Origin of the sequence: Novilysobacter antarcticus (assembly GCF_019802285.1) — a bacterium.
Lineage (GTDB): Bacteria > Pseudomonadota > Gammaproteobacteria > Xanthomonadales > Xanthomonadaceae > Novilysobacter > Novilysobacter antarcticus.
On record NZ_JAIEUJ010000001.1, the window covers coordinates 561920 to 588202 of the forward strand.

Genomic DNA, 26283 nt, shown 5'->3' on the forward strand with positions numbered 1-26283 from the left:
GCATTCACCCCCGACGTTCCGACGTGACGGTAGTTTGTAAAAGCGCAAACCGACCAGCACGGGCGTGGCCTGTATATCTTCCCGGCGAAATAAAGGAGGAGGCGTCCGCCGCAGGCGGAGGCCGGGGGACATTCGCCGGGGAAGATATACAGGCCACGCCCGGCCAGTCAGGTCGCAGCCGTTGCGACCGGCGGCCGCTATCCTTTGAGCCTCATGAAAGGGGGCGGTGCGGTGACGTCAGTCGATAAGCGCGGGGAGTTGCGGGAAGTGGAGGGTGCGGCGCAGACCACCGGTCTGGTGATCTACCGCGCCAGCCGTCTGGAAATGCTGCTCGGGCCCCTCCGCGAGTTGTTGGATGTGACCCGCCCGGCCAATGTCCTCGCCCCGCAGACGATCATTGCGGCCCATCCGGGAATGAAACAGTGGCTCAATGGCGCTCTCGCCCGCGCGTACGGGCCCGGCGGCATCGTTGCCAACCTGGACATCCAGTTGCCGAGCACGTGGATCGGCAACCTGGCGCAGCGGCAGCTGGGCCAGCAGGCGGTGTCCCTGCCGCGTTACCAGCGTGAGCACCTGCGCTGGAACATCCATGAGCTGCTTGGCGGCGGACTGGAGGCAATCGGCGTCACCGACGCACGCATCGCGTCCTACCTGCAGCCCGGAGAGGCGGACAGACGGCAGGCCGGAGCGGACCTGGCGCGGCGCCGATTCCAGTTGGCCGACCGACTGGCGCGGATCTATTCCCAGTACGTGGTCTACCGGCCCGACTGGCTGAATGTCTGGGAGCACGGGCGCCTGGCCGAGGTCACTGGCCGCGGCGGAGATCCATGGGTCGCGTCCACCGAGCAGCGCCTTTTGGCGCCGCTGTGGCGGCAATTGCACGCTCAGCTCGGGCCGCATCGCGGAGACGTCGTCGCTGCCCTTATCGACCGCCTGCACAATCACAACGGCGCAGTCGATGAGGCGCTGCATGTCTTTGGCGTGAGTCATCTCGCACCCTCGGAGCTGGCGGTTATCCGCGCTGCGGCCCGTCACCGTCTGGTGGCGATGTACGTGCCTGATCCGTGCCGCGAATACTGGGGCGGTCTGGGCAACACGGTGGCGGAGATCCAGGAACGACGTGACGCCGAACAGGCCGGATTGGATCGCGCGGGTGCCGGCGACTACTGGATCGAGCAGGAGAATCCGCTGCTGGCCAGCTGGGGCCGGATGGGCCAGCACTTCATCATGGCGCTGGCTGACGGCACCGATGACGTATTGGCGGATGTGCGCCATCGCGCGGACGAGGACGCATCGCCCCCGGTCAACCGCTTGCAGCGGGTGCAGGAAAGCATCCGCGCATTGGCGCCGTTGCCCGAGCCGGTTGACCTCCAGCACGCAGCGGTCACCGAGCGCGAGATCGCCGACGCGTCCCTGCGGGTGCACGCCAGCCACACCCGCTTGCGCGAGCTGGAGATCCTCCGCGACCAGCTGCTTGACGCGATCGAGAGCACCGACCGGGCCGGCGATACCATCCGCCCGGCGGACATCGTGGTCATGGCGCCCGACATCCGCTCCTACGTGCCGCTGATCCCGGCCGTGTTCGGTGTGGCGGGGCACGGCGGGGAGCGGTTGCCGTATCACCTGGCCGATGTCTCCGTTGCCCGCAGCCACTCGCTGTTTGGCGCGTTCCAGCGCCTGCTCGATCTGCCCGGTACCCGTGTCACCGCGCCGGAGGTGGTGGATCTTTTGACGATCCCCGAGGTCGCCGCTCGCCTGGGTCTTGATGCTGCGGCGGTGGATGAGCTGAGCCGATGGTTGCAGGCGAGCCGGGTCGCGTGGGCGCTGGACCCCGCATTCCGCGGCCGGTTCGGCGTGCCGGCGATCGCCGAACACACCTTTGGTTGGGCGATGGACCGGATGATGGCGGGCTACCTGATGGCCGACGGCGCGGACAGCGAGCACCAGTCATCGATAGAGCTGCCGGGTGGCCTCGCCATTGCGCCGCTGACGGGCATTCATGGCCCGGCCGCCGCCCATCTGGGCGCACTGGATCACCTCTTGCGTGAGGTCCAGACAGTTTGTGATCTTGCCGAGGAATCGCGACCGGCCAGCGCCTGGGCGGAGGAGCTGGAGCGGCGCTTCGAGGCGATGTTCCGGATTGACGTCATGGATGCCGATGCCCGCGACGCGAGGGCGGTGCTGCTGGGCTTCATCCGCACGCTGGCGACGGAAACGGCAAAGGCCCACGTGGACCCGGAGTTGCACTTCAGCGTCGTGCGCGACCTGCTGGTGGAACGCCTCGCAGCCGCGCCCGAGCGGCAGCGTTTCCTGATGGGCGGCATCACGTTCTGCGGCATGGTTCCGCAGCGGGCCATTCCTTTCAAGGTGGTCGCCGTGCTCGGCCTCAATGACGGCGAATTCCCACGCAACAGCAGTGATGCCGGCCTGGACCTGATGACACGCTATCGGCGGCTCGGGGACCGTGACGTGCGCAGTGACGACCGTTACCTGTTCCTCGAAACCGTGATGTCGGCCCGTGAGCGACTACATCTGAGTTACCTGGGCGAAGGCGTGATGGACGGCAAGCCGCGAAACCCTGCGCAGCCGCTGTCGGAGCTGTTGGCGGTGCTGGATGCATCAGCAGGTTTAGCCGCCGACGACACCGACACACCGCGACCCTGGATCGTCCGTCATCCTCTGCAACCCTTCGACGCCCGCTATTACGACGACAGTGATCCGCGGCTGTTCTCCTATCAGCAGGACTTCGCCGCGATGCACGCCCAGGCTGCGCGCCCCGACGTGGCCCCCTTTTTTGATCGCGACTGCGCGGACGAGGTGGCGGTGGAGGGTCCCATCCCGCTGCGGGAAGTGCAGTCCTACTACCGCGACCCCGCCGCTCAGGTGCTGGGTCGGCGCATGCAGATCAGCCTGGACGCGCTGGTGGATGATCGTCTGCCCAGCGAGGAGCCTGTCGATCCGAGATTTGGTGCGCTGGATTCGGTGCCCCGCAAGCTGTTTTTCAACGATGCGCTGCCGGCTTGGCCGCAGGGGCAGTGGCCTCCGGAGCGTGCCCCCGACTGGCTGCGTCTGGGCGGGATGATGCCGCCCGGACGGCCGGGGCTGCAGGCATGGGAAGACGCCGCGGGGGCCGTGGCGACGCTGCTGGAGCGGGTTGCCGATCTGCCGGTGTTCGAGGGCGGAGTGCCGGCGCCGGTCAATGTCGTGATTGATCACTCCATTCATGATGTCGCCCTGGTAGGTCAGGTCGGTCACGTTTACAGGGTCAACCACGAGGGACGCGAGCACCTGCAGCTGCTGCGTGCATTTCCCGGCCAGGGCGGAGGGTTGAAGGCGGAGAAGGAGCTGGACTTCAAGGACCGCGTGCCGATGTTCATGGATTGGGCATTGCTGCGCCTGCATACGGCCGCCGGGAGTGGTCCACTGCCAACGGTGCGGCTGGCGATGCTGGTTGACGATGAGATTCCGGACTGGTCCGGCGGGCTGAACACTTGGGATGCGGCGTTTCTGGAAGCACGCCCGGACCAGCGCACGCAACTGATCGCCGATCTGCAGCAGCGGATTTTCCGCTTGCTGCAATGGTGGCAGCAGGCACAAAGCCGGCCACATTGGTACTTCCCGAAAGCCGCCTGGAGAGCAATCCAGCCGACGGTCAACCCGCGCGGTGTTGGCGGCGGCGGGGATGACGATCACCGCCCAGCGCCGGCCAACATCGGCGCGGTCTGGGTGGCGACCCACGACGGCGGCACCGGCGAGCGGGACTACTCGCCCGGTTACAGCCGGCTTCTGGCCGGTCGTGTCGATTTTGCGCAAGGCAGCGCCGAGCTGGCCGAGCTGCACAGCTTCGGGCTGGCGCTTTATGAGTGCATCGACATGGCATCGCCGTTGCGGCGCAGTGCCCCCGCCGGCGCCCCGGCCTGTGTCGGGAGTCAGCAATGAACGATACGTTTTCAAGCGCCGAAGCCCGCGAACCCGACTGGCGCGATCTGGAGCTGGGAGCAGGCGGGCGCAGCCTGATCGAGGCCAGCGCCGGGACTGGCAAGACCTGGACCATTGCCGTCCTCTACCTGCGCCTGCTGCTGGAACAGGGTTGGTCACCGCGGCAAGTGGTGGTGACGACGTTCACCGAAGCTGCCGCCCAGGAGCTGCGCGAACGCCTGCGCGGCAAGCTTCGATGGGCCGTGCAGATCGCGGAATCCTCGGAGCCGTTCCCCGCGACTGCCGGTGCGGACGCGATGTGGCTGCACGGCCGTTGGGAGCACAGCGCCGACACCCGGGTCAACGACCTCCAGGCGCTGCGACTGGCCCTGGCGGAAATGGATGCCGCGCCGATCAGTACCTTGCACAGCCTGTGTCGCAGGATCCTTGCCGACCATCCGTTCGCGTGTGGCGTGGCGTTCGTGATGGGCGAGATGGTCGCCAGCGACGCGTTGCTGGATGAGGTGACAGGCGACCTCTGGCGTCGCTTGCAGCAGGGGGACGCCAGCGACCCGCTCGTGACGCTTGGCCGGAGCGCCGGCAACCTGAGCCGCGACCGTTTGCGCACGCAGCTCAAGGTTTGTCTGGGGCAGGGTGTTTCCGTGGGTGGCATGCCGTCAGCGGAGATCGACGCCGCACTTGATCCGGCATGGATACCGAAACTGGAAGCCATCATCGCCGGCAGCGCCGAGACGTTCGCCAAGTCGGCCGTGCTGCCGCGCGTGCTCACCGAACTGCTGGAGTTGCTGAAGGACCAATCCCGGCTGCCAAGCGAGGAAAGCTGCAAGCGGCTGGCCAGTGCCTCGAAGCTGACCGGGGTGAGAAAGGCGTTCGAAAACGACCCCCACCTCCTCGCTGCAGGGCGGTTTGCCGAGGCATGCGTTCCCGCCATCCAGGGCCTGCAGATGAGCTTCTGGCGTGAGCTCGCGGCGGTGGCGCGCGGAGAAATCCAATCCCGGCTCGCCACCCGCCATCAGCTCACCTTCGATGCGTTGATCAGTACCGTCAGCGACGCGCTGGCGCGCGAAGCGGGCGACCGCGGCGAGCGTCCGCTGGCCGATGCGCTGCACGATGCCTGGCCGGTCGCACTGGTGGACGAATTCCAGGACACCGACGCGCTGCAGTACGGCATCCTGGACGCGATATACCGCGACGCCGGTGGCGCCCCGCGCGGCCGGCTGGTGATGATCGGCGATCCCAAGCAGGCGATCTATTCCTTCCGCGGCGGGGACATCCACGCCTACCAGCGCGCGGCGTCCGGCGCGGGTGTCGGGGACCGGCTCACCCTGGGTACCAACCATCGCTCAAGCGAGGCGTTGGTCGATGCGGTCAACCAGTTCTATGCGGTGGCCGGGAACCGGCTGAGCGCATTGGACGAAACGGACATCCGCTGCAGTCCCGTCGGCGCCTCGCAACGCCGGAACGACACGCCCTACACCGTCGATGGCGCGCCTTGCGACAAGCCGCTGGCGATCCACTACCAATCCCCGGCGGCGCCATCCCAGCCGGAGCGCCGCGCTGAAGCCCTGCGCGCATGCGCGGACCAGATTGCAGGAATGCTGCAGTCGCGCAGCCACCGTATCGCGGGGCGCCCGGTGGAGCCTTCCGATATCGCGGTACTGCTGCCGGCGGGCCGTGACATCACCGCCCTGCGTGACGAGCTTCGCGCGCGGGGCGTTCCCTGCGTTACCAGTACCCGTAGCAGCGTTTTCGCGACCGATATCGCCCGCGACGTTCAGGCCGTGCTGCACGCCGTTGCCTATCCGGCGGAGTTCGGCGCATTGCGCGCGGCAGCCGCGACCCGCCTGTGGGGCGCCAGCTTCAGCGAGTTGCAGGAGTGGGGCGACGACGTTTTACGCTGGCAGGCCGTTGCCGGGCAGTTCCGCCAATGGCATCTCGACTGGCAGCGACGCGGCGTGCTGTATGTGATCGAACAGCTGATCACCCACATGGCCCCGCGGTACCTGCAGACACTAGCGGGCGAGCGAGCCCTGACGGATCTGCGCCATCTGGGAGAACTGCTGCAGGCGCGATCCGAGGACGATCCCGGCTTCGAGGAGCTGTTGGGCTGGCTGGCTGAATGTCGCGACGGCGTGGGTGACGCCGGCGATGACGCCGCCGAAGCCGCGCAGCTGCGGATCGAGTCCGACAGCGCGCGGGTCCGCCTGATGACACTGCACGCCAGCAAAGGCCTGGAGTTTCCGATCGTGTTCCTGCCGCTGATGTGGAACCACGGCCATAAACGCGGCGGCGACATGCATGTGCTCACCGATCCGCGCACCGGCGCTAGCCGCGTCGAGCGCTCGCCTGCGGCAGCTGCGGCCAAGGCGCAGGAACTGCAGGACGAACGCTTCCGTGTGTTGTACGTGGCGCTGACCCGCGCCATTTATGCCTGCCATGTTTTTGCACTGGACGTGGAGCGACCGGCGAGCGCACGCGAAAAACCGCCCATTAAAGGCACCGCACGCAGCGCGCTTGACGTGATGCTGGCGCGCCTGGCCGCACCACTGGGGAGCCCGGAGCTGGATGGCCAGACCACCCGGATCGACTGGCGCCAGGGGTGGCTCCCCACGGAGCGCCAGCACTACGTCGCCGATGCAGCAACCACAGACAGGCAACGGACCGCGCGCCCGATGCCCGCTTGGCCGGCAGGCCCGCTCCCGGGAAAGCACAGCTTCACCACGCTGACCCACGGCGAGCAGCGCGAAGCGATCAATCCAGAGGCGCCCGCCGGCGACGAGACGGAGGCCGGCACTGCGGGCTCAAGTGCGGCGGCCCCCGAGTCCACACCCGCCGTGCCACATCCCGAACTTCTCGCATTGGCCGACGTCCGCGGGACGGATTTCGGCAACGCGGTCCATGCGGTGTTCGAGTTCCGCGAAATTGGCAAGCCGATCACCGCCCAGTTGTCGCTGGTGGAGCGGTATCTGGGCGATGCCGGAGTGCGTCGCAAGGATCCAGCGCAAGCGCCGCTCGCCGAAACTCTGGCGCGACGGCTGCAGGCGGCCCTGAAAGCACCGCTGGGGTTGCAGGGAAACCCGGATCTGTCGCTGGCAGACCTTCCCGAATCGGACCTGCGCGCGGAGATGGGGTTTCACTTCGCCGTGGATGGGGTCTCCATGGCGGATCTCCGCGAAGCCTGTGCTGCGCATGGAGAGTTGCAGCTGGTGCCCACCAGCCAGCGTGTCCTGAACGGACTGATGAATGGCAAAATAGACCTCACGTTCAACTGCAACGGAAGAGTCCACGTCCTTGATTACAAAGGTAATTATCTGGGCGATACAGTAAGCAGCTACACCGGAAGTGCGCTGCTTGAGCAGATGGACCGCAGCCGGTACCGCTTCCAGGCGCTGCTCTACACGGTTGCCGTGGATCGCTACCTGCGCCAGCGTCTTGGTGTCGGTTACGACAGGACTCGACACCTGGGGGAATGCGTATACCTGTTTGTCCGTGCGGCAGGCTTGGCGCCAGGCGCCGGCATCTGGCGCCACCGGTTTCCCGATCGACTGCTGGACGCGGTGGGCAGCGTTCTCGGCGAAACCCGCACCGAGGTGACCGCGTGAGCGCATCAAGCACTTACCATTTCCGCCAATCCGCGAAAGAGCCTGTCCCACCCGAGGCCTGGCGCATGCTGGACCACACCGTGGCGCGCTGGGTGAAGGCGCACGGTGGCTCGGCTGCGCTGGCCGAGTTGGCGGGCTGGGCCAGTCTGGCCGAAGGCCACGGGGACAGCGCTCTGCCGCTGAGTGGCGAGGCCGCTGGCCGCCACGGAATGCCACCGCTGGATGAGCGCACGTTGGCGCAGGTGATGGCCGATCCAATGGTCACGGTCGTAACTGCCGGATCCGGGCAAGACACGGAAGCAAACGCGGCAACGCCGTTCGTTATTGAGGATGGGCACTTCTACCTGCTCCGCAACCACCGTCACGAGGGTGCGGTGGCACGGCATGTCCGCGCGCGACGCGCAGCCGCCGAGTCCCAGCCTGCCGGCAGTCCAGCCGATATCGACGTCCTGTTCCAGGGGGACAGAAGCGAGCGGGTCGATGCCCAGCGCGCTGCAGTTGCCCGGGTTTCTGGCAAAAGACTGTTCGTTCTTACCGGCGGTCCCGGCACGGGCAAGACCACCACGGTCCTGCGCATGTTGATGCTGCTGCTCAAGCGCCGCGCCGGGTCGGATGCCGCGCCGCCGGTCGTCCGGATCGGCGCGCCAACGGGCAAGGCGGCGCAGCGGCTCTCGGAGTCACTGCGCGACGGTGCCAAACTTATGCGCGACGGCCAGACTACGCTGCCTTTAGAGTGGCACCCGTCGCTGGAGGCGTCGCTCAACGCGCATGCGAGCACCCTGCACAGGCTGTTGGGCAGTCGCGGACAGCGCGGCGGCTTCGTCCACCACGCGGGAAACCCGGTGCCTGCCGATATCGTCATCGTCGACGAAGCCTCCATGGTCGATTTGGCGATGCTGCGCCATCTGCTGGACGCGTTGCGCGAGGACGCCACGCTGATCCTGGTTGGCGACGCCGACCAGTTGACCTCGGTCGGCACCGGTTCGGTTCTACTGGACCTGGTAGGCGCGATGGAGGCGGAAGCGGATCCCGGGCTGGTGCGACTCACACACAGCTTCCGCGCGGACCGGTCGCTGCTGCCCCTCAACGAAGCGGTGCGCCTTGGCGGTATTGAGGTGTTCACGCGCGCTTGCGCCGGTGCAGGTGGGCACGTGCAGCGCGTGCATATCGACGCCCCGCACCAACTTCACGCAGCGTTGGCCGGCTGGGCAAGGGACTTGGCCGATGGGTTGCGCCTGGCCGGCGCGTTCTCCGAGCTCCCGGGTGGCGCCGACGGCGCACCGGAGCAGCGCGCCGTCCTGGCCGCCCTGGATGGCTTGCGCGAGCGCCAGTTGCTCTGCGCTTTGCGTGAGGGCGAGTTCGGCGCCGAGGTGGCGAATCGCCAGCTGGAGTCCCTGATCCGGGTCGACTCATCCGGCGACGGCTTGTCCCTTTCGCAAGGGGAGTGGTACCCCGGTCGCGCGGTGATGATCACCCGCAACGACTATACCTCCGGCCTTTTCAACGGTGACGTTGGCATCTGCCTGCGCGATGCGGACGGCACGTTGGGGGTCTGGTTTGCGGTCACGGTCGCCGCATCGGCAGGCGGCTTTGCAGAAGAGGGCGGCACCGTTGCCGCCGAAGGTGGCCGTCGCGCGATCTGCTTCGCTCCCGGGGCGCTGCCGGATTACCAGGGTGGCTTTGCGATCACGATCCACAAGAGCCAGGGCTCGGAGTACCGCGAAGTCGCGGTGCTGCTGCCGCCGGATCCGGAGAACCGTATCCTTTCACGGCAACTGCTTTACACCGGGGTGTCGCGCGCCCGGCAAAAGGTGCAGATCTGGAGCTCAGAGGCGGTGCTCCGTCGCGCCATCACCACTCCGGCGCGGCGATCCAGCGGCCTGCGCGCGAAGCTGGACGAGCACACATCGTCCTAGGGCAACCGTCAGGCCGATCGGGGAGAGGGAGGGGGACCCGGAAGCGCCACGCGCGCGGCGCACACGGGCTCATCGCATCCCCAGAGGCATAGTTGGGGGCTCGTGCCGGTGCGTGTTTTGCGCAACGGCACACCACTCGCATCAGGAGAAACCAATGAAGAAGACCGCATCGGCTGTATGGACCGGCGAAGTCAAGACCGGCAAGGGCAGCATTTCGACCCAGACCGGAGTTTTGCGCGACGCACCGTACGGCTTCAAGGCACGATTCGAAGACGGCCCCGGCACCAATCCAGAGGAGCTGATCGGTGCGGCGCACGCCGGCTGCTTCTCGATGGCGCTCTCCATGATGCTGGGCAAGGAGAACCTGACTCCGGACAGGATCGAGACCACGGCCTCGGTCACCCTGGATCCCGACGCTCTGGAAATCACCACCATCCATCTTGACGTCAAGGCCAAGGTACCCGGCGCCGACGACGAAACGTTCCAGCGCATCGCCACGGCTGCAAAGGAGGGTTGCCCGGTCTCAAAGGTCCTCAAGGGCGCGAAGATCACCATGGACGCGAAACTCGACGCGTGACCCACCGGTCGCCGCGCACCTGCCGCGGCGGCATCGCGCAGATTACCTGAGGAGCTGCTGCTACTAGAGGGACACGCGCACCTGCTTGGCCGCCAGCACCTTGCACCCACACGCCAGGCCGCTGCCGTGCACGGCAACCGGCTGGCCATCGATCAGGGTGGTGGTGTCGCCATCGACGATCGGAAAACTGCCCTTGTGGGTTGGGCACGTTGCCTGATCGGTCACGCGCGCCACCGGCTTTCCATCGATATCGGTAAACGGTGAGCCGGTAATGACCTGGCCGCCGCCGCTGGTTGGATCCCCGATCACAATCCACATCTTCGCCATGGTGTTCTCCTTGTCTCGCTCGACCCGGCCAGTCTAGCGCGCGGAAGCACACCCCGCGCTCGGCCGGCGACCGTATGATGAACAGGACGGCAAACTGCTCGTTATTCCGCGTTGAAGACGCCGGGAGGCCACCCTGAAACCCACCCGCACACGTAGCGCATTGCTGGTGATCCTCGCCCTCGTGGTCGTCCTGTCCGGATGGCTGATCATGCGCAAGGTCCAAGGGCCGCAGATGCCTGCGTACCGCCTGCAAGCACAGCCGCTGGTGCAGACCGTCGTCGCAACCGGCCGGGTGGCTTCAGCATCGCGTGCCCAGGTGGGTGCGCAGGTCGCCGGTGTCATAGCCGAACGATTGGTCCGCGAAGGCGACACGGTCGAGGCCGGGGATGTGTTGGCGGTGCTGCAGGCCGATGAATACCAGGCGCGGTTGGGTGAAGCACGGGCGGCGCTGGCCGATCTGCAGCAATCGGGAAAGCCGCAGGCGGAAGCCTCATTGCGCCGGGCCCGATCGGCTTTCACCCAGGCGAGTCGGGAGGCGGTCCGCCGGCGTGAGCTGTTTGCCCAGCAACTGGTGTCGCGCGAGATGATGGAGCAGTCGGTGCAGGCTGAAGCCGCGGCCCGCGCCGTTCTGGACCAGGCGGAGCTGAGCGCGCGGTCGCTGTCACCGGGCAACCCCGCGGAGACCGAGGCGCGCCAGCGGGTGTCCGCAGCCGAAGCCATGCTGCAGAAGACCCGCATCCGTGCACAGGTCGGCGGCACTGTGCTGACCCGCGACGCCGAGCCCGGCGATGTCGTCCAGCCGGGGCAGGTGTTGTTCGAGATCGCCCGCGATGGCCAGACCGAACTTCTGGTTCCGGTGGACGAGAAAAACCTGTCGGTCCTCGCCCTTGAACAATCGGCGATCTGCGTTGCCGACGCCTACCCGGATCGCCCGTTCCCTGCGACGGTCGGCTTCATTGCCCCGGCGGTGGATCCGCAGCGCGGCAGCGTGGATATCCGCCTGCAGATGAATCCCGTGCCCGGGTTCCTGCGCCAGGACATGACCGTTTCGGTGAACGTGGAAACCGGGCGTCGCGAACGCGCATTGGTGGTCCCCAATGACGCCCTGGAGCGCGACGAGCGCGGCAACGCGGGGGTGTGGAAGGTCACTGATGGCAGGGTCGAGCAGGTACCGGTGACGCTGGGTCTGCGTGGAATCACCGTCACCGAAGTCACCGGTGGACTGGCCGAAGGTGATGTGGTCCTGAGCGCCCCCGAGGCAACGCTAGCCGATGGCGACCGGGTACGTCCGCGACTCGGAGCGATTCCGTCCGAACGCGCGGATTCCGCGACCGATCGCGAAATACCGGTCAAGTTCGACTGACGGCCATGTGGACCGAATGGACCATCGCCACCCGATTCCTTCGCGAGGGGCGCGCGCAAAGCACGTTGATCCTGGTGGGCATTGGCGTTGGTGTCGCGGTGATCGTTTTCATCACCGCGCTCATCACCGGCCTGCAGCACAACATTGTCGACCGCACACTGGGCACCCAGTCGCACATCAAGGTGTCGCCACCCGATGAGGTGAATCGGGTCCTGCCGCTGGACGGCCCGGCAGTTCGGATGCTGCTGGAGACCAAACGTGCGCAGCGGTTGCGCTCGATCAACAACTGGCAGCAACTGCGCGACGTGCTGGACGAGTTCCCGCAAGTCACCGCGGTCTCGCCGATCATCTCGGGACCGGCATTCGCGCGGCGGGGAGAAGCGCTGCAGTCGGTTGCCCTGGTGGGCATCGACCCGCGCCGCTACCAGCAGATCCTGCCCATCAGCGACGACATCATCTCTGGAGCGTTCCGGATCGGTGCCGGTGAGACGGTCATTGGCAAGCAGCTGTCGATCGATCTGGGCGTCAGCGTCGGCGACAAACTGCGGCTGGAAACGGGGCAGGGTGGCGCCAGCGTGGTCAACGTCGCCGGGATCTTCGAGCTCGGCGTGCGTGAGCTGGACGCGCGTTACGTGTACCTCGATATGAGCCAGGCGCAGTCGCTGCTGGACCTGCCCGGTGCGGCGACGGTGATCGACCTGACGGTCACCGACATTTTCCACGCCGACGCCGTCGCCACGCGCATCCGTCGACTCACCGGGCAAAAAGTGGAGAGCTGGATGGAGACCAACGCGCAGCTGCTCAACGCCCTGCGCAGCCAGAGTATGTCCACAACGATGATCAGCGTGTTCGTCGCCTTGAGCGTCGCGCTCGGCATCGCCAGCGTGCTGTCGGTGAGCGTGGTCCAGCGCACCCGCGAGATCGGCATCCTGCGGGCAATCGGCATCACCCGCGCCCAGATGCTGCGGGTGTTCCTTATCCAGGGCGCGCTGTTCGGGCTGCTTGGGTCCCTGATGGGCGGCATCAGCGGGGTCGGTCTGGTCATGGCGTTCAATCACTTCGGCCCGCGCCTGTTCTATATACCGGTCAACCCATGGCTGCTGGTCGCGGCGACCGGGCTGGCGACGTTGACCGGCGTGATCGCCGCGGCCATTCCTGCGCGCCGCGCTGCGCGTCTTGATCCCGTCGTGGCGATCCGCCATGTCTGAGTCCGGAAAGAGTGCTCCCTCCTTGGACAGGTCCTCTCACGACCACCAGCAGGAAGTCCTGCGCCTTGAGGGCGTGCGCAAGAGCTACAACGTCGGCCTGCCCACCGAAGTGGAAGTGCTGCACGGTCTGGACCTGCGCTTGCAGCGCAGCGACTTCGCCGCACTGGTCGGCGCTTCGGGATCGGGAAAAAGCACGCTGCTCAACCTCATCGGGCTTCTGGACACGCCGACGAGCGGTGAGATCCGCTTGCTGGGCGAAGCCACGACGGCGATGGACGACGTGCGCCGCACTGCGGTTCGCGGACACTCGATCGGATTCGTGTTCCAGTTCCACCACCTCATCCAGGCGTTCACTGCGCTGGAAAATGTGCTGATGCCGTTGATGGTTGCCGGTGGCAAGCCCACGGCAGAGCAGCGAGCAATCGGCGAAGGCCTTTTGCAGGACGTGGGATTACGGGGTTTTGCGGACCGCAGGCCCGACCAGCTCTCCGGCGGTCAACAACAGCGGGTCGCGGTGGCGCGCGCCCTGGTCACCCGGCCGGCCCTGCTGTTGGCGGACGAACCCACCGGCAACCTGGACAGTAAGACCGCGGAGGACGTCTTCGCCCTGTTTCGCAAGTTCAACCGCGAATTCGGCTGCGCCGTCCTGCTGGTGACCCACGATCCGCGGCTTTCATCGCAGTGCGACCGTACCGTCACGTTGACTGATGGCCGGATAACCGGGGATACGGCCCATTCGCAGCTGGGTGGGGAACCGTCGCTGTCCGGGATGTTCGTCACCCCATGACGGTGTTGCGGCCCTCGTGTTTGGCGCGATACAGCGCGTTGTCGGCGTGTTCCAACCACGTGTCGAGCCAGGTGTCGTGCCGCGCGGGTTCGGCGGGAGCCACGGCCAATCCGATACTCACCGTCGGAACCACCCCCGGGTAGTCCGGCAGGCGGATCTGCTCCACTTCGCTGCGCAGCCGCTCGGCGATCGCCAGGGCTTCCGCGTGCGTGGTTTCCGGAAGCAATACCGCAAATTCGTCTCCACCGCGCCGTCCGACGTGGTCGTGCGGTCGCATTACACGTCGCATCCGTTCGGCCAACTCACGCAGTGTCGCATCGCCTGCTCCGTGGCCGTGCTGGTCATTGATCTGCTTGAAACGGTCAACGTCGATCAACAGGAGGCAGTCCTGCCGGCCGGGTCGTCGACTGGCGAGGACCTGCTGAGCCTGTTCCTCCCACGGCCCTCGGCGCGAAAGCCCGGTCAGGGTGTCGATCCGGCGCAGTCGATCCAGCTCACGGTTCTGCGCGGTCACTTTGCGTATCAGCTGATAGCGCCCGATGCTGACGGCGATCATGTGGATCAGCAGCATCGGCATGCACGCCAGCAACACCGGCATGGACGTCAGGGGATTGAAACCGGTTCCCAATAGCAGCGCGCTCGCCACGCCGCCAAGGATCAGCGCCGGCAAGGAGTGCAGCCACAGTCGCCGAAAACCCGTGCTGAGCTTGTCCACCGTTGTCAGGGTGATGAGCAGGGTGCTGGGCAGCACGTTGAAATGCATCATCGGGACCATCGCTCCGGCAATCGCCGAGTCGATCAGCAGGTGGTGCTTCTCCGCGCGCAGCGGGTCCGCGCTGCGGGTCGCACGCCAGTACGCAAGATGCGGCCAAACCAGACAGCCCAGGACGACGAACCCCCAAGCGGCCCAGGGGGCGTGCAGCTCGTGCAGCACTGCCGCTACCGAGAGTCCGCCGAGGGCCATTCCCACCACCCGGTACGGGTAGATGAGCCGGCTCACCCATAGCGGGTTGCGGGCTTCACGGCGATTCATCCCGGCTCACCCGCTGCGCGCCAGTCAGCGTCGGCGCCGCAATCGCGCAGACATCGTGCGGGTAACGTCTGTCTTTGCATCGCAACGGCCCCCCGTTTGTCGGCTGAATCATACACCGGCCCCAGCTCGCGGCTAACGTTGTGTTGCACTGCTCAGGTCTATTCTGGACCCAGGCAGGATCAGTGGAGCGGAGGTAAGTCATGGCAACCGGATGGGCAGGCGATGGCGCGGTTCAGGACCAGATTGACGCGACGGTCGAGGACGCGGTGAAGCGTGCGCGCAGCCGAATCGCAAGCGGGCCGGGATTGTTGCATTGCGAGGAGTGCGATGAGCCGATTCCAGAGGCTCGGCGGCAGGCCGTGCCTGGTGTCCGCCTCTGCGTGGTCTGCCAGCAGGCGCAGGATAACGAGCGCGCCGAAAGCGGTTACAACCGTCGTGGCAGCAAGGACAGCCAGCTGCGCTGATTGGTCGGGAAAGCTTGAACGCCGCCAAGCTGAACCCGACAGGTTAAGCTGCGGCGCTTAACAACGAGGAGCGATGTCCCAATGATTGCCCAGGCGGCTCCCGGACGCCGCAGATCCACAGCTGTCGGGGCGGACAGCAGATGTTGATGGAACCGGAGCCCAGCACCCTCGTTGTCGACGGATCCAGCTTTCAGATCGGGTTCCGTCGCGACGGCGACTGCTTGCGCGCGTCGGTCACAGGAGTTACCGGCAGCCTGGAAGCATCCAAGGAGTATTGGACGCTTATTGCCAAGGAAACGCTCAACGCTTGCCTCGCAACGCTGTTGGTGGTTGACGGCACAGCCGGCAGCTCATTGACCTTGGCTGAGTTGGAGCAGTTCATTCAGCACTTGAGCGAGCTGGGCCTGGACAAAGTGCGTACGGCCTACGTTGGTTCGGATACGGCGCACTCCTGGCAGAACGAAACCGCCGAGATCCTCGCCCGCGAGCGGGGCTTCGTCGCGCGCGTGTTCGACATCGAGTCGGAAGCCTCGCGGTGGCTGCGTCACGGACAGCTTTGAGACTCGCCCAGACGCACCAGTCTCAGTTCTTTTCCTTGGCCCGCGCGAATGCAGCCGCCAGCGCGTTGTTTGCCGGAGGTGCCATCGGCCGGGCAGGCGCCTTGGCGGGTGCGGAGCGGCGGGTGTCATTGGTTTGACGGGCGCGTGACCGTTCAGCAGCAGCGGGTGTCGCCGGCGGTGGCGTTTCCTCCAACCTGCAGGTCAGGGCGATGCGCTTGCGCGGAATGTCGACCTCCAGCACCTTCACCTTGATCACATCGCCCGCCTTGACCACCTCGCGCGGATCCTTGACGTAGCGGTCGGCCAGCATCGAGATGTGGACCAGGCCGTCCTGGTGCACGCCGATGTCGACGAACGCGCCGAAAGCCGCCACGTTGCTGACCACGCCTTCAAGGACCATGCCCGGCTTCAGGTCCTTGATCTCCTGAACGTCGTCGGCGAAGCGGGCGGCTTTGAACTCGGGACGCGGGTCGCGGCCGGGCTTTTCCAGTTCCTTGAGGATGTCGCGCACGGTCGGCAAGCCAAAGCGCTCGTCGGTGTAGGCGGTTGCATCGATGCTGCGCAGGAATCCGCTGTCACCGATCAGCTGCTTCACCCCGCGGCCGCTCTGCTGGACGATGCGTTCCACCACCGGATACGCCTCGGGATGCACCGATGACGCATCCAGCGGCTCGTCGCCGTTTGCCACACGCAGGAAGCCGGCGCACTGCTCGAAGGTCTTCTCGCCGAGGCGCGGCACCTTGAGCAGCGATTTGCGGTTGTTGAAGGCGCCGTTCTGGTCGCGGTAGACGACGACGTTCTCGGCGACGGTCGAACTCAGGCCCGAGACGCGGGCGAGCAGGGCGGCCGAGGCCGTGTTGACGTCCACGCCCACCGCGTTGACGCAATCCTCGACCCGCGCGTCCAGCGCACGGGCAAGGCGATAGGCGTCCACGTCGTGCTGGTACTGGCCGACGCCGATCGCCTTGGGCTCGATCTTGACCAGTTCCGCCAGTGGATCCTGCAGCCGGCGTGCGATCGACACCGCGCCGCGCAGGGAGACGTCCAGATCCGGGAACTCGCGCGCCGCCAGCTCTGAGGCCGAGTACACGGATGCGCCGGCTTCGCTGACGACGATTTTCTGCATCTTCAGCTCGGGCGCCATCTTGATCAGGTCGCCGGCCAGCTTGTCGGTCTCGCGCGATGCGGTGCCGTTGCCGATGGCGATCAGTTGCACGCCGTGCTTCACGCACATCGCCCGCAGCAGGTGCAGGGAGCCGTCCCACTGGTTGCGCGGCTGGTGCGGGAAGATGGTGTCGGTGGCGACCAGCTTGCCGGTCGCGTCGACCACTGCGACCTTGACCCCGGTGCGCAGGCCCGGGTCCAGCCCGAGCACCGCCTTGGGTCCGGCGGGAGCGGCCAGCAACAGGTCTTTGAGGTTGTCGCCGAAGATGGCGATGGCTTCTGCCTCAGCCTTCTCGCGCGCCTGGCCGAACAGGTCCAGCAGCAGGTGCAGGTGCAGCTTGGCCTTCCAGGTGAGCCGGCAGGCGTTGAGAAGCCAGGCGTCGGCGGGACGGTTGCGATTGGCGACACCTGCGTGATGCGCTACCCGCGCCTCCGCCTGCGCATGGCCGGCGTCCGCGTCACTGCCCGGGTCAAGGTCGAGCTGGATGAATTCTTCGCGGCGCGCGCGCAGCAGCGCGAGCAGCCGGTGCGACGGGATCCTGGACAGTGGTTCGGCGTGGTCGAAATAGTCGCGGTATTTGGCGCCCTCGTTTTCCTTCCCCTCGATGACGCGCGCGCGGATCACGCCCACGTCCTTCAGCCACTCCCGCAGCTCGCCGACCAGCGCCGCGTCCTCGCCCCAGCGCTCCATCAGGATCGCGCGGGCGCCCTCCAGCGCCGCCTTGACGTCGTCCACGCCCTTTTCAGCATCGACGAATGCAGCGGCTGCGGTTTCCGGTACCTGCGATGGATCATCCAGCAGGCCGTCGGCAAGCGGCTCCAGGCCGGCCTCGCGCGCAATCTGGGCGCGGGTGCGACGCTTGCGCTTGTAGGGGAGGTAGAGGTCTTCCAGACGGGATTTGCTGTCTGCCGCCTCGATATCCGCGCGCAGCTCATCGCTCAGCTTGCCCTGCTCCTCGATACTTGCCAGCACGGTGGCGCGTCGGTCCTCCAGCTCGCGCAGGTAGATCAGTCGCGTCTCCAGGTTGCGCAGCTGGGTGTCGTCCAGGCCTTCGGTGACTTCCTTGCGGTAGCGCGCGATGAAAGGGACTGTCGCACCTTCATCCAACAGACCGATCGCGGCGAGCACCTGGGCCGGGCGGGCACCGATCTCTCCCGCGATGGTCCCCGCGATCTGCGCGGCCACACGGACAGCGTGGCGGGCGTCGGTCGCAGCGGCGGCTTTACTGGAGGGTGTATCGGTGGGCGTGACGGTGGCTTGGGGCATTGCGGTAGGACCTTGCTGAAAGCGGGCCCCGCAGCGCGGGGAGGCCGATTGTGGCCGCGCCCGTGCAAGTGGGGAAGCCGTTGACAGGGAACGCTCCGGCGCTTACTGCCGCAGTGCGTCGTTCATTTCTCGACGAATGCGCGCTCGAACACGTAGTCCCCGGGAACCCCGATGCGCGGTGCGGCAGTGAACCCGTGGCCATCCAGGAGGGCGCGGAAGTCCGCCAGCATCTGTGGGCTGCCACACACCATCGCTCGGTCGTGCGCAGGGTCCAGCGGCTCGATGCCCAGCTGTTCCATGAGCTGCCCACTGGCCATGAGGTCCGTCAGGCGTCCGCGGTGATCGTCACCGTCAAAGACGAACGGCTCGCGGGTAACCGCCGGGTAGTAGCGCAGCTTGGCGCTGATCTCCTCGCCGAGGAACTGGTGGTTGGGCAGCTCTTTGAGAATGTAGTCCCGGTACGCAAGATCAGCCTCCCGGCGCACGCCGTGGGTCAGGATGATCCTCTCGAACCGCTCGTACACTTCCGGGTCCTTGATGATCGACAGCCATGGCGCGAAGCCGGTGCCGGTGCCCAGCAGATAGAGGTTCCGCCCCGGGTGCAGGTCATGGATCAGCAGCGTGCCGGTGGGCTTGCGACCGATGCGGATGGCATCGCCGGGCTTGATGTGCTGGAGACGGGACGTCAACGGGCCGTTGGCCACCTTGATGGAGAAGAACTCAAGCTGCTCCTCCCAGTTCGCGCTGGCGATCGAATAGGCACGCATCAGCGGCTTGGTCGATCCGTCGGGCTGTGGAATATCCAGACCGATCATCACGAACTGCCCGTTCTCGAACCGGAAGCCGTCGTCGCGGGTGGTGGTAAAGCTGAAGTAGTCGTCCGTCCAGTGACGGACGTCCAGCACGGTTTCGGTGCCGAAGGCAGATGACATGGCTGAGGTTACTGCGTGGGGGACGTGGGAATGCGCATTTTAGCCGATCGGGCCGGGCGGGCCCGCCCCCGATCGGTTGGCATATCCGTCAGCGGACCACCGTCACCGGCACGCCGGCCTGGGCGATCACCTTGGTCGCGGTGGAGCCGAGCAGGAAACCCCGCAGCGCCGAGCGTCCACGCGAGCCCATGACGATCAGGTCTACCGCATCGTTGGCGGCGATCTCGACGATGGCCTTGTCGGCATCCTCGACCACCGCGCGTGCGTCGAATTCCAGTCCGGCAGCGCTCAACGCAGCGCGGGCATCCTTCAGCGCGTAGCGGCTGTTGTCGGCGTGGTAATCCAGCGTCCCCTGAGTGCCCAGCGCCTCCTTCACACCGGCGAGCAGGGGCACGTCGGCGTGGAGCAGGATGATCTGCGCCGGCGTGGCCAGGCTCTTGGCGAGTTTGGCCACGAAGTTCGCGGCACGGGTGCTGTTTTCGCTGCCGTCAACGGCAAGGAGGATCTTCATTCACGGGGCTCCGGTAATCGTTATGCGGCAACTATGAACGTTATCGCCCGACAGCGCTTGATTGAGGTCAAAAGTCTCCAGGTCAGCGTGGTCCGCGTTCTTCCCGCGGCTTGGCACGTCGATCGCCGAGCAATGCGCTGAGCACGATTGCGACGCCCAGTCCCGCGCCCAGCGCCAGCAACACCATCGCGACGGCCGGATAACCGAGCAATTTCGGCCCCTCGCCGGCGCGCATCATGAACGCTGCGGCGAGGATCAGCGCGGCGGTGACCGCGCCGGCGGCGATCCGGTTGGCGATCTTCTGCAGTGCTTCCAGCAACTGCGAATTGTCCAGGCCGGTGATCCGCATCTGGAGGCGGTTGTCAGCCAGCAGCGAAAGCGCATCGCCGATCTTGCGCGGGGCCTCGCGCAGCAACTCGTGCAGCTCGATCATTTCCCCGGCAAGATTGGACGGCGAGAGCGTCTTGCGCAGCCGCTCGCGCATCACATGTTGCAGGTGGTCCTCCACGAGGCTCTTGACGTCCATGTTGGGGTCCAGCGCCACGCAGACCGATTCCAGGCTGAGCAGCGTCTTGCCCAGCAGGCTCATCTCCGGCGGCGTACGCAGCCCGCACGCGGTTGCAATGCGCGCCAGGTCGAGCACCAGGCGCCCCTCGGACATATGGGTGCCGTGGCTGCGAGTGGAGTGGGCGGCGTAACGCGACACCAGCTGGCTGACCTCGCGCAGGTAGGTCTCGCTGTCGAAGTCCTCCAGCCGCGTGCCCATGGCGATGCCCTCGGCAGCGACATCCTCGCCGCGCCCATCCACTGCGGCGAAGAGCAGCTTCAGCAGCCGCTCGCGCTGCTTGGGCGGGACGTGCGCGACCATGCCCAGGTCGAAGACCGCCAGACGCCCGTCGTCGGTGACCAGCAGGTTGCCGGGGTGGGGATCGGCGTGGATCTCGCCATGGATGAAGGTCTGGTCCAGATAGCCGCGCATCAGTGCGGTGGCCAGATGGCCCATCGGCTCCTCGGCACGACGCATGCCGCTGATCTGGGTGACCTTGGTACCGACCACAAGCTCCATGGTCAGAAGCCGGGTGCGGGTCAGGTCCCAGACTGGCTTGGGAACAGTCAGCTCCGGATACTCGGCGAAATGCTCGCCGAAGCGTTCGAGGTTTTCCGCCTCGGCGCGGTAGTCCAGCTCGGCCAGCAGCGTCTTGCGGAACTCGTGGACCCAATCGGCGAAGTGGATGCGCCGGCCCAGGTCGGTTGCCTGGTCCACCCGGCCCGCAATCGATGCCAAAGCGTCCAGATCGGCCCGAATCTGCTCAACCGCGTGCGGGCGTTGCACCTTCACCGCGACCGCGGTGCCGTCGCGCAGGGTGGCGCGGTGTACCTGGGCCAGCGACGCGCAGCCCAGCGGTTGTTCGTCGAAACTGGCGTAAGCCTTGGTCAGGCGGAACCCGAGTGCGTCTTCGATCGCCTCGCGTACCACCGGGAAAGGCAGCGGGGAGACGTCGTCCTGCATCCGTTCCAGCGCGTCGACGTATTCCTGCGGGACCATGTCCGGGCGCGTGGAAAGAGTCTGGCCGATCTTGACGAAGGTGGGACCGAGCGCCTCCAGGTCATCGACGAACTGCTCCGCCGTGCCATCGGCGGGTACCGGCTCGGCGCTGTCGAGCGCGTCGCTGAGGTCCAGACCGCCAAACACGCCTGAATTGCGGTACTTGAGCAGGAAGCCGATGATCCGCGCGGTCCGCGCCAGACCGTGCTCTACGCCTGGCTCCTTCTCCCTGGCTGGCGTCGGCAATTGCCCGTCCGGGACATCGTCCGGAGTTGTATCCGTTTTCGGGGGCAGGACGTCATTGCTGCGTGCAGTATCTGGCATGTTGGTCTCCATGAATGCCGATACCGTATCGGGGAAGGCGTCAACGTCGCTTCACGGGTCGGCTGGCACCCTGAGAACCATGTCAAGTTCCGCCGAAACGCTCTGGACGATTGGGCACTCCACCCGCGAGTGGTCGGTCTTCGTGGGCATGCTGAAGGACGCGGGGATTACCGCTCTGGTCGATGTGCGCCGGTTTCCAGGCTCCCGGCGCAACCCGCAGTTCAGCGCCGAGGCGATGGCGCGGGAGATGCAAGATACGGGAATCCTTTTCGTTCCGATGACCGATCTGGGCGGGCGACGCAAGGTCGATCCCAACACCCACAACACGGCCTGGCGCAATGACAGTTTCCGCGGCTACGCCGACTACATGGAGACGACCGGATACCAGGCGGCCCGTGACCGCTTGGCGGAGCTGGCCCGCCAGGAGCGGGTGGCGATCATGTGCGCCGAGGCCGTGTGGTGGCAGTGTCACCGCGGGCTCATCTCGGATGATTTCAAGGCGCACGGTTGGGAGGTCATCCACCTGATGGCGCCGGGACGCAGCGAGGAGCATCCCTATACCTCAGCGGCGCGGATCGTCGATGGCAAGCTGGACTACTCCGCGCCCGAACCGCCGCAGGCGTCCTTGTTCTGAGGCGCGAGCGTCAGCGATAGCCCGCCGCCTGCAGTTCAAACAGTTCCGCGTAGCGGCCGCCGGCAGCCAGCAACTCCTCGTGGGTGCCGCTTGCTTCCAGGCCGCCGTCGGCCAGCACCAGTATCCGGTCGGCCATCCGCACGCTGGAGAAGCGATGTGAAATCAGCACCGCGGTCTTGCCCGATGACAACTCCTTGAAGCGCTGGAAGACCTCGAATTCGGCGCGCGCGTCCAGCGCTGCGGTCGGTTCGTCCAGGATCATCACCTGCGCGTCGCGCATGTAGGCCCGGGCGATCGCGATCTTCTGCCACTCGCCGCCTGACAGGTCCACACCGGTCTTGAAGCGCCGGCCGATCAGCTGCTCGTAGCGATCTGGCAGGCGCTCGATCATCTCCTCGGCCATCGCCCGTCGCGCGGACTCACGGATCCGGACCTGGTCGTCCATGGCGTTGATCTGACCCACGCCGATGTTCTCGCCGACGGTGAGGTGATACCGCACGAAGTCCTGGAAGATCACGCCGACGTTTGCGCGGAGATCGTCCAGGTCGTATTCGCGCAGGTCACGCCCGTCCAGCAGAATCCGCCCCTCCACCGGGTCGTAGAGTCGCGCCAACAGCTTCACCAGGGTGGTTTTTCCCGCACCGTTCTCGCCCACCAGGGCGAGCACCTCGCCGGCCCGCAGCTCGAAATCCAGACCCCGCAGCGCCCACTTGTTGGAGTCCGGGTAGCGGAAGCCGACGTTCTCGAATACGAAGCCGGTGCGTATCGGCTGCGGGAACGGTGCGGCGTCGGCCGGGGAGATGATCTTGGGTTGGGTCGCAAAGAAGGAGAACAGGTCGTCCAGATACAGCGCCTGACCGGCGACCTGGGAGAAGCCGACCAGCAGGCCTTCGAGCAACTGGCGCAGGCGACGGAAGCTGCCGGCCAGGAACGTCAGGTCGCCGATGCTGAAGTCGCCGCGCACGGTGCGCCAGGCGATGTAGGCGTAGGCAGCGTAGTAGCCCAGCGTCCCCAGTGCGGCGAGCGCCGAACCCCACAGCGCGCGTCGCCGGGCCAGCGCGCGGTTGACGAGATAGAACTTGTCGGCCAGCTCGGTATAGCGCGCTACCAGGAACCGGTGGAGGTTGAAGATCTTGACTTCCTTGGCCGTCTCCACGCTTGCGCCCATCTGGCGCACGTACTCCAGTTGCCGGCGTTCCGGCGTCCAGGCGAAGTTGATCGAATAGCCCAGCGCGTTGAAGTGCGCCTCGCCGAGGAACGCGGGAATCAGCGCCACCGCGAGCAGGGCAATCAGCCACGGCGCGTACACCAGCAGCCCGATCCCGAAGCTGACCACCGTGATTGCGTCCTGCAGCTGGCCGAACAGCTGGCTGAGCAGGTTCATGCGTCCCATCGTCTGGCGACGCGCGCGATCCAGCTTGTCCTGCAGGTCGGGATCCTCGAAGTCCTGCAGGTCGAGGGTCGCGGCATGTTCCATCAGGCGGACGCTGGTCGCGTTGGTGAACAGCTCCGAAAGCAACCCGTCACCGTAGCTGGTCAGCCGCCCGAGCAGGTCCGAGGCGATCGCCAGGCCCAACTCCATCGCCAGCAACGTCGCCAGGTGGTTGAGCTGACCGCTCTGCCACGCGACCTGGAGGGTCTCGAATGAGGTGCCGATGGCGACCAGACGGATCGCCTCGTCGATGATCAACTTGCCGATGTACAGGGTGGCGATCGGCACCAGCGCGCGCACCAAGCGCAGGCCGAGGGTCACGAGTGTCAGCGACCGGCTGGTCGCCCAGATCATGCTCAGGAAAGGCGGCAGGTTGCGCAGCGCGTCGAATCGTTCGCGCAGCGAGGGCTTGGCACTTGGGCGTCGGAGCGGGCCGTGCGTGCCCGTTTTTGCCTCAGCCATATCGGTCAGCCCTGAAGCGAGGCGGTGCCTTCGGTCCGTTCAGGGGGGCACGACAGCGGGAGGCACGGGGGTGAAGACGATTGAAATCCAACGGGCTTTCTTCCTTGGGGCAAAAGGTGCGCGATCGCGCGGACCTGGTGAGGGCGCGATTCTGCCAACCCGGCCAGCTGCAATGCGTGAATGCAGTCATGCCGCGTGGGCTGGCTGCCGACGCGAATCCACGCATTTCCCGCTGGCCTGATCAGGGTCAAGGCGCGGGCGATCGATTGGCCGGATGCTGCACCTACACAAAAATCCACGCTCATCAGGAGTTGAAGTCCATGTTGCTCGAAGTTGAAAAGATCACCTGCGACAAGTGCGGTGATGCCATCCAGAAAGCCATCCTCGCGCAGGACCCGACCGCGCAGGTCACTGTCAACGTCGCCGACCAGCAGGTCCGCGTCGAGGGCTTGATCACCCAGCAGCAAGCCATCGACGCGTTGGCCGCGGCCGGTTACCCGGCCAGCAACGCCGCGCCGCACAGCGGTGAAGGCAGTGACTGCTGCGGTGGTTGCTCCTGATCGACCGGGATGCGCTGGCGGCCAGCGAGGCCGCCAGCGATGCGGAGCAATACCCGCCGCGCCAGCGCAGGGCCGTTAGAATGGCCATCCCTCCGCCAGCCTGAAGTCCGCGCCGTGAGCAATGCCGCCAACCCGTTTGCCGTCCGCCAGCCCGTCTCCATCCGGCAGGAGGACTTCATCCAGTCCGTTGCCGATGCGCTGCAGTACATCTCGTACTACCACCCGGTGGACTACATCAAGAGCCTCGCGGCGGCCTACGAGCGCGAAGAAAGCGCCGCGGCCAAGGACGCGATCGCGCAGATCCTGATCAACTCGCGCATGTGCGCCGAAGGCCACCGGCCGATCTGCCAGGACACCGGTATTGTCACCGTGTTTCTGGAAATCGGCATGGACGTGCGCTGGGACGACGCCACCATGGGCGTGGAAGACATGGTCCACGAGGGCGTGCGTCGCGCCTACGCGCATCCCGACAACAAGTTGCGCGCGAGCGTGCTGGCCGATCCGGCCGGCAAGCGCATCAACACCAGGGACAACACGCCCGGCGTGGTCAACGTCAAGGTCGTGCCCGGCAATACGGTCGATGTAATCGTCGCGGCCAAGGGCGGCGGCTCTGAGGCCAAGGCCAAATTCGCGATGCTCAACCCGTCCGACTCGGTGGTCGACTGGGTGATGAAGACCGTGCCGACCATGGGTGCGGGCTGGTGCCCGCCCGGGATGTTGGGAATCGGTATCGGCGGCACCGCGGAGAAGGCGATGCTGCTGGCGAAGGAATCGCTGATGGAACCGATCGACATCACCGAGCTGAAGGCACGCGGCGCGTCCAGCCGGGCTGAAGAACTGCGGATCGAGCTGTTCGACAAGGTCAACGGTTTGGGCATCGGCGCCCAGGGCCTGGGCGGCCTGACCACCGTGCTGGACGTCAAGGTCAAGGATTTCCCGACCCACGCGGCCAACCTGCCGGTGGCGCTGATTCCCAACTGCGCCGCGACCCGACACGCCCACTTCACCCTGGACGGCAGCGGCCCGGTGATGCTCGACCCGCCGTCACTGGAGGACTGGCCCCAGCTCACCTACGACGCATCCAAGGGCCGCCGGGTGGACCTGGACACGGTCACTGCCGAGGACGTGGCCAGCTGGCAGCCCGGCGAGACCATCCTTCTCAACGGCAAGCTGCTGACGGGCCGCGATGCCGCTCACAAGCGCATCGTCGGCATGCTGGATGCCGGCGAGCCGCTGCCGGTGGACTTCAAGGGCCGCTTCATCTACTACGTCGGCCCGGTCGATCCGGTCCGCGATGAGGTGGTTGGACCGGCCGGTCCCACCACCGCGACGCGCATGGACAAGTTCACCGAGCAGGTGCTCAGCCAGACCGGCCTGCTGGGCATGGTCGGCAAGGCGGAGCGGGGCAGCGAGGCGATCGAATCGATTCGCCGCCACAAGTCCGTCTACCTGATGGCCGTGGGCGGCGCGGCGTATCTGGTCTCCAAGGCGATCAAGGCCGCCCGCGTGGTCGCGTTCGAGGACCTGGGGATGGAGGCGATCTACGAGTTCACCGTCCAGGACATGCCGGTCACGGTGGCCGTGGATTCCACCGGCGAGTCGGTCCACGTCACCGGTCCGCGCGAGTGGCAGGCGCGCATTGGCACGATCCCGCTGCTGCTGGCGGAGGTCTGAT

The 26283-nt window shown here is 66.4% G+C and carries 19 protein-coding genes; 12 read left to right on the forward strand and 7 right to left on the reverse strand.

All coding sequences use genetic code 11. The features are described from left to right. Positions 1 to 231 precede the first annotated feature (231 nt). From recC to KZ491_RS02640, 4 genes are all read left to right on the forward strand, one after another. A complete protein-coding gene (gene recC / locus KZ491_RS02625) occupies positions 232 to 3939 on the forward strand; it encodes an exodeoxyribonuclease V subunit gamma (protein WP_222564292.1) in 3708 nt (1235 codons plus the stop codon). Continuing rightward, positions 3936 to 7541, forward strand: coding sequence for a UvrD-helicase domain-containing protein (locus tag KZ491_RS02630; protein ID WP_222564293.1), 3606 nt, complete (start codon positions 3936 to 3938; stop codon positions 7539 to 7541). Before recC ends, KZ491_RS02630 begins: the two co-directional genes overlap by 4 nt. A gap of 65 nt (positions 7542 to 7606) precedes the next feature. Next, complete coding sequence (gene recD, locus KZ491_RS02635) at positions 7607 to 9457, forward strand: exodeoxyribonuclease V subunit alpha (RefSeq protein WP_222564756.1); 1851 nt, start codon at positions 7607 to 7609, stop codon at positions 9455 to 9457. Between the two features lie 154 nt (positions 9458 to 9611). After that, positions 9612 to 10034 (forward strand): OsmC family protein, encoded by a 423-nt coding sequence (locus KZ491_RS02640; protein ID WP_222564294.1) that lies wholly within the window; start codon positions 9612 to 9614, stop codon positions 10032 to 10034. Between the two features lie 63 nt (positions 10035 to 10097). Here KZ491_RS02640 and KZ491_RS02645 read toward each other — a convergent pair whose 3' ends face one another. After that, positions 10098 to 10361, reverse strand: coding sequence for a PAAR domain-containing protein (locus KZ491_RS02645; protein ID WP_246606467.1), 264 nt, complete (start codon positions 10359 to 10361; stop codon positions 10098 to 10100). A 166-nt stretch (positions 10362 to 10527) separates the two neighbouring features. Between KZ491_RS02645 and KZ491_RS02650 the strand changes: the two genes are divergently transcribed. The 3 genes from KZ491_RS02650 to KZ491_RS02660 are packed head-to-tail and all read left to right on the forward strand — an operon-like array spanning position 10528 to position 13719. Then, entirely contained in the window at positions 10528 to 11724 is a 1197-nt protein-coding gene (locus tag KZ491_RS02650) for an efflux RND transporter periplasmic adaptor subunit (RefSeq protein ID WP_222564295.1), read from the forward strand. 5 nt (positions 11725 to 11729) lie between these two features. Continuing rightward, positions 11730 to 12932 carry an ABC transporter permease gene (locus KZ491_RS02655; protein WP_222564296.1) on the forward strand — a complete coding sequence of 401 codons (1203 nt, stop codon included), beginning with the start codon at positions 11730 to 11732 and terminating at the stop codon, positions 12930 to 12932. 22 nt (positions 12933 to 12954) lie between these two features. Next, positions 12955 to 13719: an ABC transporter ATP-binding protein gene (locus KZ491_RS02660; RefSeq protein WP_246606468.1), complete on the forward strand. Its 765-nt coding sequence runs from the start codon at positions 12955 to 12957 to the stop codon at positions 13717 to 13719. Here the strand turns inward: KZ491_RS02660 and KZ491_RS02665 are convergent. Then, the gene (locus KZ491_RS02665) at positions 13709 to 14752 is read right to left on the reverse strand and encodes a sensor domain-containing diguanylate cyclase (protein ID WP_222564298.1); all 1044 of its coding nucleotides are present in this window, start codon (positions 14750 to 14752) and stop codon (positions 13709 to 13711) included. The two genes, KZ491_RS02660 and KZ491_RS02665, sit on opposite strands and share 11 nt — an antisense overlap. 200 nt (positions 14753 to 14952) lie before the next feature. Here KZ491_RS02665 and KZ491_RS02670 point away from each other — a divergent pair, with 200 nt between their 5' ends. After that, on the forward strand, positions 14953 to 15216 hold the full coding sequence (locus KZ491_RS02670) for a DksA/TraR family C4-type zinc finger protein (protein ID WP_222564299.1): 264 nt from the start codon (positions 14953 to 14955) through the stop codon (positions 15214 to 15216). 146 nt (positions 15217 to 15362) lie between these two features. Next, complete coding sequence (locus KZ491_RS02675; protein ID WP_222564300.1) at positions 15363 to 15776, forward strand: hypothetical protein; 414 nt, start codon at positions 15363 to 15365, stop codon at positions 15774 to 15776. A gap of 22 nt (positions 15777 to 15798) precedes the next feature. Here the strand turns inward: KZ491_RS02675 and KZ491_RS02680 are convergent, their stop codons facing one another. From KZ491_RS02680 to KZ491_RS02695, 4 genes are all read right to left on the reverse strand, one after another. Next, positions 15799 to 18207, reverse strand: coding sequence for a Tex family protein (locus KZ491_RS02680; RefSeq protein WP_222564301.1), 2409 nt, complete (start codon positions 18205 to 18207; stop codon positions 15799 to 15801). Positions 18208 to 18329: 122 nt separating this feature from the next. Further along, positions 18330 to 19139, reverse strand: a complete 810-nt coding sequence (locus tag KZ491_RS02685) for a ferredoxin--NADP reductase (RefSeq protein WP_222564302.1) — start codon at positions 19137 to 19139, stop codon at positions 18330 to 18332. An 88-nt stretch (positions 19140 to 19227) separates the two neighbouring features. Next, a complete protein-coding gene (locus KZ491_RS02690; protein ID WP_222564303.1) occupies positions 19228 to 19650 on the reverse strand; it encodes a universal stress protein in 423 nt (140 codons plus the stop codon). Between the two features lie 82 nt (positions 19651 to 19732). Further along, entirely contained in the window at positions 19733 to 21520 is a 1788-nt protein-coding gene (locus KZ491_RS02695) for an ABC1 kinase family protein (RefSeq protein WP_246606469.1), read from the reverse strand. A 79-nt stretch (positions 21521 to 21599) separates the two neighbouring features. Here KZ491_RS02695 and KZ491_RS02700 point away from each other — a divergent pair, with 79 nt between their 5' ends. Next, positions 21600 to 22154: a DUF488 domain-containing protein gene (locus KZ491_RS02700; RefSeq protein WP_222564305.1), complete on the forward strand. Its 555-nt coding sequence runs from the start codon at positions 21600 to 21602 to the stop codon at positions 22152 to 22154. A 10-nt stretch (positions 22155 to 22164) separates the two neighbouring features. Here KZ491_RS02700 and KZ491_RS02705 read toward each other — a convergent pair whose 3' ends face one another. After that, positions 22165 to 24048 carry an ABC transporter ATP-binding protein gene (locus KZ491_RS02705; RefSeq protein WP_222564306.1) on the reverse strand — a complete coding sequence of 628 codons (1884 nt, stop codon included), beginning with the start codon at positions 24046 to 24048 and terminating at the stop codon, positions 22165 to 22167. An 80-nt stretch (positions 24049 to 24128) separates the two neighbouring features. Here KZ491_RS02705 and KZ491_RS02710 point away from each other — a divergent pair, with 80 nt between their 5' ends. Beyond that, the gene (locus KZ491_RS02710; protein WP_222564307.1) at positions 24129 to 24608 is read left to right on the forward strand and encodes a heavy-metal-associated domain-containing protein; all 480 of its coding nucleotides are present in this window, start codon (positions 24129 to 24131) and stop codon (positions 24606 to 24608) included. A gap of 114 nt (positions 24609 to 24722) precedes the next feature. Further along, the gene (locus KZ491_RS02715) at positions 24723 to 26282 is read left to right on the forward strand and encodes a fumarate hydratase (RefSeq protein ID WP_343225518.1); all 1560 of its coding nucleotides are present in this window, start codon (positions 24723 to 24725) and stop codon (positions 26280 to 26282) included. Position 26283 lies beyond the last annotated feature (1 nt).